We start from the raw sequence: 13,437 nt of genomic DNA on the forward strand, positions 1-13,437 counted from the left end.
TGCGGCTTGCGTGGGCGGTCGAAGGTCGCGGTCGCGGCTTACGCCGCTCCTACCCCAAGGCGGGGCGGTCCGGTGGCCGGAAAAGCGAAGGCCCGGGAAACCCGGGCCTTCGCGCCTGCCGACGAGGGCGGGGATTAAGTGCGCCGCGTAGTTCGCGCGTTCCGCTCACGGTGGCGGAACGCGCGCGCGGCGCGGTGACTCACCAGATCACGACCTGCTTGTCGCCTTCGCGCACCATCGGCTGGCCCGGCTTGCACGAGAACGCAGCGGCGAAGGCCGGCAGGTTCGACGGCGCGCCGATCGCGCGGAAGTTGGCCGGCGCGTGCGGATCGGTGGCCAGGCGCACCTTCAGCTCTTCGGGCTTGAAGTTGCGGCGCCACACGGTGCCCCAGTTGAGGAAGAAGCGCTGGTCGCGGGTCAGGCCGTCGGTCTTCGGATCGGGCTGGCCGGCGGTGGCCTTGACCATCGCGTCGTAGGCCGTGGCCAGGCCGCCCAGGTCGGCGATGTTCTCGCCCAGGGTCAGCTTGCCGTTGACCTTGGCGCCCGGAGCCGCCTCGTAGCCGTTGAACTGGGCGATCAGCTTGTCGGTGCGGCCGCCGAAGCCCTTGGCGTCGGCCGGCTGCCACCAGTTCTCGAAGTTGCCGGTCGCGCCGAAGCGGCTGCCCTGGTCGTCGTAGCCGTGGGTCATCTCATGGCCGATCACCGCACCGATGCCGCCGTAGTTGGTGGCGTCGTCGGCGTTGGGATCGAAGAACGGCGGCTGCAGGATCGCGGCCGGGAACACGATCTCGTTCTGCAGCGGGTTGTAGTAGGCGTTGACCATCTGCGGCGGCATGCCCCACTCGGTGCGGTCGACCGGCTTGCCGATCTTGCCCAGGTTCCACTTGTAGTTGAACTCGGTGGCCGCCATCAGGTTGCCGTAGTAGCTGTCGCGGTTGGTCTGCAGGCCGGCCCAGTCGCGCCACTTGTCGGGGTAGCCGATCTTGGGCGTGAAGGCAGCCCACTTCTCCATCGCCTTCTTCTTGGTCTCCGGGCTCATCCAGTCCAGCTTCTCGATGCGCGCCTTGAGGGCCTCGCTGAGGTTCTTGACCAGGGCTTCCATGCGCGTCTTCGATTCGGGCGAGAACGCGACCTTGACGTACATCTGGCCCAGGGCTTCGCCGGCCTGCTCCTCGATGGTGTCGAGCACGCGCTTGCTGCGCTCCTTGAGCTCGGTCTGGCCGCGCAGGGTCTTGCGGTAGAAGTCGAAGTTTTCCTTGACGAAGTCGTCCGACAGATAGGGCGAGGCGCTATCGACGGTGTGGAAGCGCAGGTAGCTCTGCCACTGCGCGGCCGGCACGTCGGCCAGCATCTTGCTGACTTCCTTGTGGAAGTCCGGCATCGCCAGCGAGAACATTTTCGGCACCGCCACGCCCTGCGACTCGATGAACTTGGTCCAGGGGAAGTTCGGCGCCAGCTTGTCGGCGTCGGCGGGGCTGACCGGGTTGTAGTACAGCTCGGCATCGCGCGAAAGCTGCTCGCTGGTCTTGGAGACCTTGGCCAGGCGGGTTTCGAACGCGACCACGTCCTTGGCCTGCTTGGCGGCGTCGGCGGCGGCCACGCCGCTGAGCTGGAGGACGTTGGCGACGTGCTTCTCGTACGCGGCCAGCTTGTCCTTCTTCTCCGCCGAGGTGTAGTAGGTCGGGTCCGGCAGGCCCAGGCCGCCCTGCGAGGCGTAGGCGATGTTGTTCTTGGAATCCTTGAAGTCGGCCTCGGCGCCGAAGCCGAACAGCACGTTCTGGCCCTTGGCGGCGCTGGTGCGCAGGTAGTCGGCGATCTGGTCCTTGTTCTCGAGCTTGGCGATCGCGTCGAGGTCGGCCTTGATCGGGTTGATGCCCTGGGCGTTGATCTTGGTCGCGTCCATGCCGCTGGCATAGAAATCGCCGACGATCTTGTCCACGCCGGTGGCGTCGGGCAGTTCGGCGGCCTTCTCGGCGAGCTGCTTCTGCACCGCGGTGGAGCGCTCGTCGAGCATTTCGAACGCGCCCCAGGAGGTGCGGTCGCCCGGGATGTTGTTCGCGGCCAGCCACTTGCCGTTGACGTAGCCGCCGAAGTCGGTGCAGGCGTCCTTGCTGGTGTCGAGGTCGCTGACCTGGAAGCGGTTCACGCCCGGCAGCTTGCTGTCGTCGATCTTCAGCGCGGCGGCGTCGGCGGAGGCGGCAGGCTTGGCGGCGTCCGCGGCCGGGGCGGCGTCGTCTTTCTTGGTGCAGGCGACCATCGCCGTGGTGATGGCGAGGGTCAGCAGCAGGATTTGGGGTTTCTTCAGGGTCACAGCGGGCTCCGGCCTAGCGGCGTTTGGGAGTAGGGCATCGTTGCCGCCCCGTGCGGGGCGTGGCAGGACAATAGACCCCTTCGGCCCGGCGAGGGGGTGTCGAAGGTCATGGCGGGGTGTGCGGACGCCGGTACGTTGCGCGCGAGGCGGCCGGGTCGGGGCTGCGGCGGGAGCCGGCGCGCGGACCGGCAAACCCGGCACAGCCCTGGCCTGGACGCAGGGCATACTCTGCGGCGGACGCCGACCAACCACGCGGCGCCGGGACGGGGCAGGATGCCCGCGCCGCGCGTCGCGCCACAGGGAGATCAAGTGAATAAGACGATACTCGCGGCCGCCGCGCTCGCCGTGGCCGCACCCTTGCTGCTCGTTCCGACCCTCGTACGCGGCGCCGACGCAGCGAGCCATTCGCCGCGCGGCCAGCTGGTCTACCAGATCGTGCGCAAGTGGGGCTCGCACGTGCAGGAGGCCTACCGCGCCGACATCGGCGACTGGGCCCGGCAGATGGGCCCGATTTTCGCAAAATCGCCGATGGACGCCCTGCAGCGCGCGGCCGACGCGCGCGATTTCGACGCCATGAACGATGCGTTGCTGGGCCGGGCCGGCGCGCGCGCGACGGCGGCGGGCCAGATCACGCCGAGCGCGATCGGCAATCTGACCGCCGATCTCACCTTCGTGCCGATCGCGCCCTGCCGCATCCTCGACACGCGCCTGGCCGGCGGTGTCATCCCGGCCAACGGCACGCGCGATTTCGACGTGGCGGCGGTGACCGACTACAGCTTCCAGGGCGGCAGCGCGGGCAACTGCAACGGCGTCGGGACCGCCGGAGCGATCGGTGCGGCGATGATCAATTTCACCGTGATCACGCCCAGCATGGCCGGCTACATCACCGCCTTTCCCTACCAGGGTGCGCGTCCGCTGGCGGCGAGCGCGAACTACGCCGGCGGCGACATCGTCAACAACCTGGCCGTGGTCGCGCTGGACACGAGCGCCGCGGCCAGCGACATGAGCGTGTATTCGTACGCGCAGACGCATCTGGTGGGCGACATCGTGGGGTATTTCATCGCGCCGACACCGACCGCATTGCAATGCACGACGGTGTCGAACGTGAGCACCATGAACGGAAGCGCTTCGTTCACCGGTACTTCGCCGAGCTGCCCGGCCGGCTACACCAAGACGGGCGGTTATTGCCAGGCAGCGGGCACGGCTGGCCGCGTGGTCGCGTCCTATCCCAACGGCACGCTGCACCAATGCGTCTTCGCCAACGAAAGCCCGACCGCCATGCAGGTGACCGTCTATGCCGAGTGCTGTCGTCTGCCCGGACGCTGACCGGTCGCGGCGCGCTTTTGCGTAACCCTTATAAAAGGCCCGCTTCGTGCGGGCCTTTCGCATTGCTGAGGCGCAGTCGCGGCACCGGTTGGGTGTTTTCCCTCAGGCCGCGGCGGCTGCAAGCGTTTGCACGCGCGGTTCCCTTGGAAACGCGGTGAAGGATGGCGGCCGTTATGCGTATTCCGTCACTGCGATTTTGAGATGAATGTCCTGTTTTCGTTTTGGTTCTCGTCCCTTTGGAGTGTCGGCGATCGGGTCCAAGGGGGACCCGACCCGCGAATCGAGCCTAGAGGGGATACACCATGAACAAGTTGATTCTGGCCGCCGGTCTGTTCGCGCTTGCGCCTTTGCTGTCGCAACCGGCGGATGCGGCCGGTCGTGGCGCCCGCGGCGAACTCGTTTATCAGGTCGTCAAGAAGTGGGGGCCGTACGTACAGGAAGCCTATCGCGCTGACATGGGCACTTGGGCCCAGCAAATGGGCCCGACCTTCGCCAAGGCACCGCTGAGCGCGCTGCAGAGCGCAGCGGACGCGTCGAACTTCGACGCCATGACCAGCGCGCTGCTGGGCGCTCCGACGGCGAGCAAGGCCGGCGCCGACATCTCTCCGAACAGCCTGGGCGACGCCGCCACCGATCTGGTGTTCGTGCCGATCTCGCCCTGCCGTTTGTTCGACACCCGCCTGGCCGGCGGTGCGATCGCGGCCAACACGGTGCGCAGCTTCGACGTGACGGCGGTGTCCGACTACAGCTTCCAGGGCGGCGCGGCCAGCAACTGCAACGGCGTCGGCGCGGCCGGCTCGTTCGCCGCGGCGGTCATCAACTTCACCACCGTCACGCCGGCGGGCGCGGGCTACATCACCGCCTTCCCGTTCGGCACCACCCAGCCGCTCGCGGCGACGGTGAACTATGCCGGTGGCGACATCCGCGGCAACGTCGCCACCGTCGCGCTGGATCAGGGCGCCTCGGCCAACGAGCTGTCGGTGTATACGTTCGCCCAGACCCATCTGGTCGGCGACATCATCGGCTACTTCATCAATCCGCAGGCGACCGCGCTGGAATGCGTCGAGGTCGAAAGCGCTGACACCAACATCAATGCCGGTGCGTCGGCGAACGTATTCGCGCCGGCCTGCGCCGCCGGTTACACTCAGGTCGAAGTGCAGTGCCGTCCGTCGACCTTCAGCATGCGCCAGGCCGGCAGCTGGACCTCGCATTGCAACATGATCAACGAAGGCGCCTCGGCCGCCACCGCCAAAGCCGCGTCGCGTTGCTGCCGCGTGCCGGGTCGATAAGTCCGGACTGCAATTGCTGTGCCGAAGGCCCGCCTCGCGCGGGCCTTCGCTCTTGTGGAGGCGGCCCGCATGGGCGATGGTGCCGACTTCGGCCGTGCGGCCGCGTATCGGATCCTTGCGATGAAAGTGCATTTCCGCGGCGCCGCCGGCGAAGTCACCGGCTCCCTGCACGAAGTCGAGGCCGCCGGCCGGCGCGTACTGCTGGACTGCGGCATGATCCAGGGCAGCCCCGAGGGCGAGCGCCGCAACGCCGATCCGTTCCCGTTCGATGCGGCCGCGCTCGACGCGCTGGTTATCAGTCATGCCCACATCGATCATATCGGCCGGGTCCCGCTGCTGGTGCGTCGCGGTTTCCGTGGCGCGATCCACGCCCAGACCGCGACCGCCGAACTGATGCGGATCATGCTGCTGGACTCGGCCCATATCGCCGAAAGCGAGGCCGAGCGCAGCAATCGCCGGCGTGGCCGCGACGAACCCGAAGCGCTGCCGCTGTACACCCAGACCGATGTCGAAGCCGCGATGGCGCTGGTGCGGCCGCTGCCTTACGACCAACGCAGCGAGATCCTGCCCGGCGTCGAGATCGCGTTCCGCGATGCCGGTCATATCCTCGGCTCGGCCGCGGTCGAAGTCTGGGCCGACGGCCGCAAGCTGGTGTTCTCCGGCGACCTCGGCCCCAAGGGCACGCCGATCCTGCGCGATCCCGCCCGCATCGACAGCGCCGACCTGGTGCTGATGGAATCGACCTACGGCGATCGCCTGCACCGCGACCGCGCCGAGACCATTCGCGAACTCGGCCGCATCCTCGATCAGGCCTGGAACGACGGCGGCAACGTGCTGATCCCCGCGTTCGCGGTGGGGCGCAGCCAGGAGCTGCTGTACTGGTTCGCCAAGCACTGGGACGAATGGCAGATGGCGCGCTGGAAGATCTTTCTCGACAGCCCGATGGCGGCCAAAGTCGTCGCCGTCTACGACCGGCATGCCGGTCTGTTCGACGAGGACGCGCAGCAGGTCTGGCGCGACAAACCCAATCCGTTCCGGTTGCCGAACCTGCAGCTGACCGAGTCCAGCGAGGATTCGATCGCGATCAACCGCATCGAGCGCGGCGCGATCGTGATCGCCGGCTCCGGCATGGCCAACGCCGGCCGCATCCTGCACCACTTCCGCCATCGCCTCGACAACCCGAAGACGCGGGTGGTGTTCGTGGGCTATCAGGCCGAAGGCACGCTGGGGCGTCGCATGGTCGACGGCGCGCAGTGGGCGCGTATCCATGGCCGCGACGTGCGCGTCAACGCGCAGCGCCATACCGTCGGCGGCTTGTCCGCGCATACCGATCAACGCGGGCTGATGGATTGGTACGGTGCGATCGCCGGGCATCCGCCGCTAACCCTGGTGCACAGCGAAGACAAGGCACGCGAGGCGCTGGCCGGGGAGATCGGCGAGCGTTATGGCATCAAAGCGGCGCTGGCGCGGCCGGGCATGACCCTGGAGGTGTGAGCGCTTCTACGCCGTGGTGTCGCGCGGTCTCGGGCTCCTGTCGGCGACGCTGTCGTTCGTTCAATGCGCCGCCTGCGCCTCGCGCGACAGCGCCAGGCGCTCCCACGTCGCCACCAGTACCAGGATCGCGGTGGTGGCGCCGCCCAGCGCCAGCGCCGACAGACGCAGAGAGCGCGCCGTCAACGACAAAGCCAGCAGCAGGATCAAACCCGCCAGATGCGACAAAGGCGGAGTCCGGCGGTCGTTCGTCGTCCACTTGAACAGCGCGTTGCCGAGCAGGTACAGCGCCGGCCCGCCCAGGATCGCGGCGATGCCGGCGTTGTCGGCATGGCCCGGATGCACCAGCACGATTTCGTCGGCGACCGCGCAGACGATGACGCCAGCCACGATCAGCAGATGCAGGTAGGTGTAGCCCATGCGCGCCTGCCGGCCAGGATCGGCGGCATGGACGATGCGCCGGCTCGCGCGCTCGGCGCCGCTGTCGAAATAGATCCACCACATCGCCACGCTGCCGACGAAGGCGAACACGAACGCAGAAGTATGGCTGGCGTCCATCGGTAGCCCGGCAAAGGTCGCGCCGGTGACCAGGATCGACTCGCCCAGGGCGATGATCACGAACAGCGCGCAGCGTTCGGCCAGGTGGCCGCCATCAACGTTCCAATCGCCGATGGTCGAGCGGCCCAGGCCCGGCACCCAGAAGTACGCGATCGGCCCGAGGAACTCGATCGACAAAGCGCCCGCCCACCAGGCGACGCGCGCCTCGCCTTCGGCCAGGCCGCCGGCGATCCAGAGCAGGCCCGAGACCAGCAGCCACACCGCGATGCGCAGGAAGCTTCGGAACCATGCGGCGTGCACGCCGTGCAGCGCGTACAGCATGAACAGCGTGCGCCCGACCTGCATCGCCGCGTAGGCCGCGGCGAACAGCAGTCCGCGCTCACCGAACGCCTGCGGCAGCGAACTCGACAGCAACAGCCCTCCCAGCATCAGCGCGAACAGCAGCAGCCGCACCGGCGCGGTTTCCGGGTCCAGCCAGTTGGTGCACCAGGAGGTGTAGATCCAGACCCACCACACGGCCACGAACAGCAGCACCGTCCGCAGCGCGTCGGCCAGGGTCAGGTGTTCGAGCAGGGTGTGCGAAATCTGGGTGACGGCGAATACGAACACCAGGTCGAAGAACAGCTCAACCATGGTCACCCGCCCGTGCTCGTGCGCGTTGCGGGTGCGCAGCAGGCCGCGTGCGGAGGCGTCGCTCATGGTGCGGCCCCGCTCAGCGTCGCGGCGGATGGCCGGCGTGGGCCATCAGCAAGAACAGGCCGCCGATCAGGCCGACGTTCTTCATGAAGTGCAGCAACTGGGCGCCGCGTTCGGCGCCGGCCAGGCTCCAGAACGGGTGCGACATCAGCGCGTCCACGGCCATCAGCAGCGCGGCCAGGCCGGCGGTCCAGCGCAGTTTCCAGCCGCTGGCGATCAGCAGGCCCAGGACCAGTTCGACCGCGCTGAAGACCAGGGTCGCGACCGGCGTCGCCGCGCCGCCCCAGGCGGTGAGCAGGCGGTACAGGCCCATGACGATGAAGACGCTGGCGATCAGCGTGCGTGCGGTGGTGGCTAGGCTGCGGTTGTCCATGGCCTGCTCCCCAGGCTGCGGTGGTGCTGCGCCGCGCGCCCGACGGACGCGCGGTTCGACCCTTTCTACCAGTCTGCGCGCGATCATGCATGGCCGTGGGCGAGAGCATGCAGGTCGAGTGAGCAAGGGGGCGGCGATGGCTGCGGCGAGTGGGCGCGGTCGTGGGCCGCGAATCCATTGAGCCTTCCGGCACCGGCTGGCGAAGATCGGCTGGGGCCGGTCGAATCGGCGCGAGCGGTGGACGCGTCCTGAGGCTCCGCGGCTCTGGCGCGCCCCTTGTTATTTAACGCAAATTTAACTTTCCGTCTGTGGCCAAGGCGGCCTCCACCGGCTTACCGGGCGGGCTGATCGGTACCGCGAGGCCACGGTACCCAGGGCGCCAGGCACCACCCACCGGGCCGGCCGGCGAACCGCCCGTTCCTGCCCACCGCCCGTTTTCCTAATCCCGACAAGAATTTAGCGCTGGCGGAAGCGCCGGCTTTCGCGTACAGTTCCGCCTGTTCAGCGCACGGCTGCCTCCCCGCAAGGGGTACGTTTCCCAGGTTGCCCGCCGTATCGCAAGAGTCCAGGACTCGCCGATCGGCTTTTATCCCGCACGTCTTTCGTAGCGCCGACACGGTCCGGAGCATCCGGCACCGTCATTTCGATTACTCGCAGCGCGGTTCTAGGGAACGCTCCGAGTGACTCCGCGACTTCGGTCCGCGGATCCTTAGCACTTGGAGTTCCACCATGACGTTTGAATCCCTCGGGCTCGCGCCCGCGTTGCTGCGCGCGCTCGTCGAGCAGAACTACAACACCCCGACCCCGATCCAGTCCGAAGCGATCCCGCTGGCGATGGCCGGGCACGACCTGCTGGGCGGCGCCCAGACCGGTACCGGCAAGACCGCCGCGTTCGGCCTGCCGCTGCTGAACCGCCTGTCCAAGCTCACCGGCGCCAACGGCCCGCGCAAGCCGCGCGCGCTGGTGCTGGTGCCGACCCGCGAGCTCGCGGTGCAGGTCAACGACAGCCTGCGCAGCTACGCCAAGCACCTGCGCCTGAGCATCTGTTCGATCTACGGCGGCGCCGGCATGGGCCCGCAGGTCGACATGCTGCGTCGCGGTGTCGACGTGCTCGTCGCCACCCCCGGCCGCCTGATCGATCACATGGAGCGCGGCACCGCCAAGCTCGACGCGATCGAAGTGCTGGTCCTGGACGAAGCCGACCGCATGCTCGACATGGGCTTCCTGCCCGCGATCAAGCGCATCCTCGGCCGCGTCCCGCCGCAGCGCCAGACCATGCTGTTCTCGGCCACCTTCGAAACCGAGATCAAGAAGCTGGCCCTGGAGTTCATGCGCGAGCCGCAGCAGGTCCAGGTCGCCGCCAACAACACCATCGCCGACACCATCGCCCACAAGGCGCATCCGGTCGACGGCGGCCGCAAGCGCGATCTGCTGGTCCGCATCCTCGCCGAGCGCAGCACCGACCAGGTGCTGGTGTTCGGCCGCACCAAGCACGGCTGCAACCGACTGGCCGAACAGCTGGAAGACGCCGGCTTCAAGGCCGTCGCCATCCACGGCAACAAGAGCCAGGCCCAGCGCCAGAAAGCCCTGCGCGATTTCAAGGCCAACAAGGCCCGCGTGCTGGTCGCCACCGACGTCGCCGCGCGCGGCCTCGACATCCCCAGCCTGCCGCTGGTGATCAACTTCGATCTGCCGATGGTCGCCGAAGACTACGTCCACCGCATCGGCCGCACCGGCCGCAACGGCGCGACCGGCGAAGCCCTGTCGCTGGTCTCGCCGGACGAAGGCGGCCTGCTGCGCCAGATCCAGCGCATCCTCAAGGACGACATCCAGATGGTCACGGTCGAGGGCTTCGAGCCGAGCCGCCCGATCCGCATGGGTTCCGACGCACCGGGCGCCCGTCGCCCCGGCGGTCAGCGTCCGGGCGGCAACAACGGCCCGCGCAAGCCCTCGCATCGTCCGCACGGCAAGCCGGCCCCGCGCCACGCCCACGCCGGTCCGCAGCACCGCAGCGGCGGCCGCTCGGGTTCGGGCAACGGCCAGCGTCGCGAAGGCGTGTAAGCGTTTCGCAGCGTCGATGAAAAAGGCCGGCATCGCCGGCCTTTTTCTTTGCCGGCGCGCAGGCGGGCAACCTGCCGCGCGCGCTAGGATGGGGTACCTACGGAACGCAAGGAACGCACCGATGAAGCCACTGCTCGCCCTGTTCGCCGCCCTGGTGCTGGCCTTCGCGCCCACGCGGTCCGCGCACGCCACCTCGACCCTGCAGTTCAACGGCGAGGGGTATTCGGTGGACCTGGAAATCGGCGACGACGAACGTCCCGTGATCTCGACCGTCCGCATCGGCCAGCCCGGCGACAAGGACTACCGGCCGGTGCCCAGGCAGCAGGTGCGCGTCAAGGAATTCGATACCCAGCGCAAGCGGCTCGAACTGCATTACACCGCGACCGACCAAGCCCCCGGCATTCCCTCGTTCACGCTGGTCATGACCGCGACCGAGGCGACGTTGACCCTGGAAGGCCGGCGCATCGTGTCGAAGGCGAGCTGGGAGATGTAACCGCAGCGACCCGCTGCGCCGATCTGCGAATTCTGGGCAGGCATCGAAGAGGATCGAATGGACTACCTGTTCCCCATCCTGTTTCTAGGCATCATCGGCTACTTCATCCTGCGCTACGCGCGCAGCGGCAGTCTGGTCGGCGCGCTGTTGGGCGGCACCATCAAGCGCGAGGTGGGCAAGGTCGAGCTGACCGGCCGTGTGATGACCTCGCAGACGCTCAACGTGATCCGCATGGAGGATGCGGAAGGCGAAGATTTCGTCGCGCTGTCCGTGGTGTCCAAGGCGCCGTTGGCGATCAGCATGGTGCCCTACCGGCTGAGCAGGGCTCAGGCGCAAGAACTGGCGAAGTTGTTGCAGCAGGCGGCGGTGTAGGGGTATGGGCGTGATCGCAGGTTTGTTCCTACCCCGCGATTTACGCTGGAAATGTTCGGCAAGATACGGCGCGCCGTGAAAATTCATCATCCAAGGAAAAGGACGCATTTCGAATGAAAAGATTGGCTCTTCTGGCGGCATCTATCGCTCTGCTTAGTTATCAAGTCTCCGCTGGAACCTCTGGCGGACAAACGGCCTTAGTCAATCTTGTGGCCCAGGGTGGCGCTGCGGTATCGGTCAATCAGCGAGGGGCTGTTGGTGCACCGGCCTCAGGCGTTTACAGCTACCAAGCACAGTCGCGACACAAAGATGGCAAGGGAAAGCTGCAGAATGAGGGCGCCGAGTTCAGCTACTCCATTGAAGACATCGGTAGTGGACGCGCTCTGGTCAAATTCATTGGTGACGCCAGCGCTGCCGACCCCGGCGGCTTCGGCGGCGTGATGAATGGAACGGTTGAGACCTCCGGCATCGCCACATTCAGCAATGGGGCGTGGGTGCTGAGAGGCAAGAGTGAAGACGGTGAGTGCGAAAGCCGCTTTGTCGTCGAAGGCGCGGCGATCAAGCATCTCGGCGGCCGCTGTAAAGACGCCGGCAACTTGGGAGAGATGGCTTGGCCGCGCGCGAATACCGTACTGCGCTTTACCCGCCCGTTGCGCGATAGCGAACGTGCGGAATTGAAAGGCAGCACTGGCGTAACGCAAAGCGCGATGGCCGGCTCCACGCCAGCCAGGGGCAATGGCGCTGCGTTTTCCGGCCTGATCGGCAAGCGCTTCCCTGCAATGCAACTCCCCTATCAAGCCTTTGGATTCGATGCATACGACGCCGAGCTCGAACCCATTTCCATGAACGAAATGCCGGAAGGCAAGGTCATGGTCTATCCGGTTCGCAAGGGTGGTGGGCGCTATGTGGTCGTGGCCGCTACGGCGGACGACCAAACGCAACGTGTGGTCGACGTACGTCAAGCTGCGCCCAATGCCGGAAAACTGCGCTTTGTCGCGTCGAGTCCCGAGCAGGGAGACGTGATTGTCGGCTGCGCAATCAACGGTAAGCAGGTCGCTCAAGCGTTTGGTTTCGCCCAGGCCGGAAAGAATCGCACTTACACCGGACAAGTCACCGCCTCTGGTGAATCATCCTGGCTGGTGCAGCCCGGCGGCACCAATGTCATTGCCCTTAAGCCAGGCGACAAATTGGTCTGCACGGAAGAGATCTTCGGCGGTTAGTCGCCCGTGTTTTGGCGACGCCACGCCACTGATGCCGCCCACGCAGCGAACGATGACACCCAAGCGGTGCCTGTGTAGAGGCCTTCTTCCGCGAGAACCCAAGCAGCGCCCCGGAAACCGGGGCGCCAGCAATAGCCTGCGTAGGCCACGATCATGTTCTCGCTTCGGACTGCGCCATAGCTCCAGCCGGTGGCGAAACCGGTCGAGACAGGTCGATCACCGAGCGATGTCGTCGAGCGAGCGCTTTGTGATGGCCCTTCGCGCTTGAGCGATTCGCCGCGCGATCGCGCGGCGTCGTGTCTCACTCTTCCGCAGCCGCCGCTTCGCGCCCTTGCTGGCGGATCAGGGCTTCATCGCGGGCATCGTTGATCGCATCGCGCACGCTGTTCAGATCGACCGTCGACTCGTCGTGGACGAAGGTCCCGGTGAGTTCGCTGTCGGCATGCAGCTCGCCGGCTTCGAACAGCGCCCACATTTCTTCGGCGTACCAGGTGTCGAGCAGCTCCGGCGCCCAGGCGCCGAGGCTGGCGGTGAGGTTGTTGACGTCGCGTAGCAGCATCGTGCGCGCGGCGTTGTTGCCGGCTGCGCTGACGACCTGGGGGAAGTCGATGATGACCGGGCCGTCGGGCGCGACCAGCACGTTGTACTCGGACAGGTCGCCGTGGATCAGGCCCACGCTCAGCATCTTCACCACCTGGCGGACCAGGAAGCGGTGGAAGCCGCGCGCCTGATCCGGCGCCAGCTCGACCTCGCCCAGGCGCGGCGCGGAGTGGCCGTCGGCGTCGGTCACCAGTTCCATCACCAGCACGCCGTGGAAATAGCCGTAGGGCTCGGGCACGCGCACGCCGGCCTCGCGCAACTGGTACAGCGCATCGACCTCGGTGTTCTTCCAGGCGGTTTCCTGCTGCTTGCGCCCGTACTTGCTGGCTTTTCCGATCGCGCGCGCCTCGCGGCTGCCGCGCACCTTGCGGCCTTCCTGGTACTGCACGCGCTGCTGGAAGCTGCGCTGGGCCATGTCCTTGTAGACCTTGGCGCAGCGCACGTCGTTGCCGGAGCGCACCACGTACACCGACGCCTCTTTGCCGCTTTTCAGCGGACGCATCACTTCATCGATTACGCCGTCGTCGATCAGCGCCTGCAAGCCGGAGGGAGTCTTCATCTAATCCTATGAACGAAATCGGTCCGGCGGAGAAGGGTTTTCCGCCGGGCGCCGGCGTATCTTTACACTTAACGCCTTTCCCACCGAC

The 13,437-nt window shown here is 67.0% G+C and carries 11 protein-coding genes; 7 read left to right on the forward strand and 4 right to left on the reverse strand.

The window, feature by feature from the left end; genetic code table 11:
- Positions 1-199: 199 nt before the first annotated feature.
- Positions 200-2,287 carry a M13-type metalloendopeptidase gene (locus tag ASD78_RS07580; protein ID WP_056099957.1) on the reverse strand — a complete coding sequence of 696 codons (2,088 nt, stop codon included), beginning with the start codon at positions 2,285-2,287 and terminating at the stop codon, positions 200-202.
- 333 nt (positions 2,288-2,620) lie between these two features.
- Here ASD78_RS07580 and ASD78_RS07585 point away from each other — a divergent pair, with 333 nt between their 5' ends.
- The 3 genes from ASD78_RS07585 to ASD78_RS07595 all read left to right on the forward strand — a co-directional run bounded on the left by ASD78_RS07585 (position 2,621) and on the right by ASD78_RS07595 (position 6,420).
- The gene (locus tag ASD78_RS07585; RefSeq protein ID WP_055902602.1) at positions 2,621-3,637 is read left to right on the forward strand and encodes a hypothetical protein; all 1,017 of its coding nucleotides are present in this window, start codon (positions 2,621-2,623) and stop codon (positions 3,635-3,637) included.
- Positions 3,638-3,939: 302 nt separating this feature from the next.
- Positions 3,940-4,926: a hypothetical protein gene (locus tag ASD78_RS07590; RefSeq protein ID WP_056099682.1), complete on the forward strand. Its 987-nt coding sequence runs from the start codon at positions 3,940-3,942 to the stop codon at positions 4,924-4,926.
- Positions 4,927-5,046: 120 nt separating this feature from the next.
- Positions 5,047-6,420, forward strand: coding sequence for an MBL fold metallo-hydrolase (locus tag ASD78_RS07595; protein ID WP_056099961.1), 1,374 nt, complete (start codon positions 5,047-5,049; stop codon positions 6,418-6,420).
- Between the two features lie 60 nt (positions 6,421-6,480).
- Here the strand turns inward: ASD78_RS07595 and ASD78_RS07600 are convergent, their stop codons facing one another.
- The gene (locus tag ASD78_RS07600) at positions 6,481-7,674 is read right to left on the reverse strand and encodes a low temperature requirement protein A (RefSeq protein WP_056099686.1); all 1,194 of its coding nucleotides are present in this window, start codon (positions 7,672-7,674) and stop codon (positions 6,481-6,483) included.
- A 13-nt stretch (positions 7,675-7,687) separates the two neighbouring features.
- Entirely contained in the window at positions 7,688-8,044 is a 357-nt protein-coding gene (locus ASD78_RS07605; protein ID WP_055902590.1) for a DoxX family protein, read from the reverse strand.
- A 729-nt stretch (positions 8,045-8,773) separates the two neighbouring features.
- Here ASD78_RS07605 and ASD78_RS07610 point away from each other — a divergent pair.
- The 4 genes from ASD78_RS07610 (at position 8,774) to ASD78_RS07625 (ending at position 12,190) form a co-directional block, all read left to right on the forward strand.
- Positions 8,774-10,105, forward strand: a complete 1,332-nt coding sequence (locus tag ASD78_RS07610) for a DEAD/DEAH box helicase (protein WP_055902587.1) — start codon at positions 8,774-8,776, stop codon at positions 10,103-10,105.
- A 121-nt stretch (positions 10,106-10,226) separates the two neighbouring features.
- Positions 10,227-10,598, forward strand: coding sequence for a hypothetical protein (locus ASD78_RS07615; protein WP_056099690.1), 372 nt, complete (start codon positions 10,227-10,229; stop codon positions 10,596-10,598).
- Between the two features lie 57 nt (positions 10,599-10,655).
- Positions 10,656-10,970 carry a hypothetical protein gene (locus tag ASD78_RS07620; RefSeq protein ID WP_056099694.1) on the forward strand — a complete coding sequence of 105 codons (315 nt, stop codon included), beginning with the start codon at positions 10,656-10,658 and terminating at the stop codon, positions 10,968-10,970.
- Positions 10,971-11,083: 113 nt separating this feature from the next.
- The gene (locus ASD78_RS07625) at positions 11,084-12,190 is read left to right on the forward strand and encodes a hypothetical protein (RefSeq protein WP_156087621.1); all 1,107 of its coding nucleotides are present in this window, start codon (positions 11,084-11,086) and stop codon (positions 12,188-12,190) included.
- Between the two features lie 301 nt (positions 12,191-12,491).
- On the opposite strand, the gene ASD78_RS07630 is transcribed toward ASD78_RS07625, so the two are convergent.
- The gene (locus ASD78_RS07630; RefSeq protein ID WP_055902576.1) at positions 12,492-13,349 is read right to left on the reverse strand and encodes a PA4780 family RIO1-like protein kinase; all 858 of its coding nucleotides are present in this window, start codon (positions 13,347-13,349) and stop codon (positions 12,492-12,494) included.
- Positions 13,350-13,437 lie beyond the last annotated feature (88 nt).

The organism is Lysobacter sp. Root667 (assembly GCF_001427715.1).
Classification (GTDB): domain Bacteria; phylum Pseudomonadota; class Gammaproteobacteria; order Xanthomonadales; family Xanthomonadaceae; genus Lysobacter.

Excerpts from the sequence above, each read along its gene's own strand:
- ASD78_RS07610 (WP_055902587.1), top strand. The coding sequence starts at position 8,774 with ATGACGTTTGAATCCCTCGGGCTCGCGCCCGCGTTGCTGCGCGCGCTC.
- ASD78_RS07620 (WP_056099694.1), top strand. The coding sequence starts at position 10,656 with ATGGACTACCTGTTCCCCATCCTGTTTCTAGGCATCATCGGCTACTTC.
- ASD78_RS07590 (WP_056099682.1), top strand. The coding sequence starts at position 3,940 with ATGAACAAGTTGATTCTGGCCGCCGGTCTGTTCGCGCTTGCGCCTTTG.
- ASD78_RS07595 (WP_056099961.1), top strand. The coding sequence starts at position 5,047 with ATGAAAGTGCATTTCCGCGGCGCCGCCGGCGAAGTCACCGGCTCCCTG.
- ASD78_RS07625 (WP_156087621.1), top strand. The coding sequence starts at position 11,084 with ATGAAAAGATTGGCTCTTCTGGCGGCATCTATCGCTCTGCTTAGTTAT.
- ASD78_RS07600 (WP_056099686.1), bottom strand. The coding sequence starts at position 7,674 with ATGAGCGACGCCTCCGCACGCGGCCTGCTGCGCACCCGCAACGCGCAC.
- ASD78_RS07615 (WP_056099690.1), top strand. The coding sequence starts at position 10,227 with ATGAAGCCACTGCTCGCCCTGTTCGCCGCCCTGGTGCTGGCCTTCGCG.
- ASD78_RS07630 (WP_055902576.1), bottom strand. The coding sequence starts at position 13,349 with ATGAAGACTCCCTCCGGCTTGCAGGCGCTGATCGACGACGGCGTAATC.
- ASD78_RS07605 (WP_055902590.1), bottom strand. The coding sequence starts at position 8,044 with ATGGACAACCGCAGCCTAGCCACCACCGCACGCACGCTGATCGCCAGC.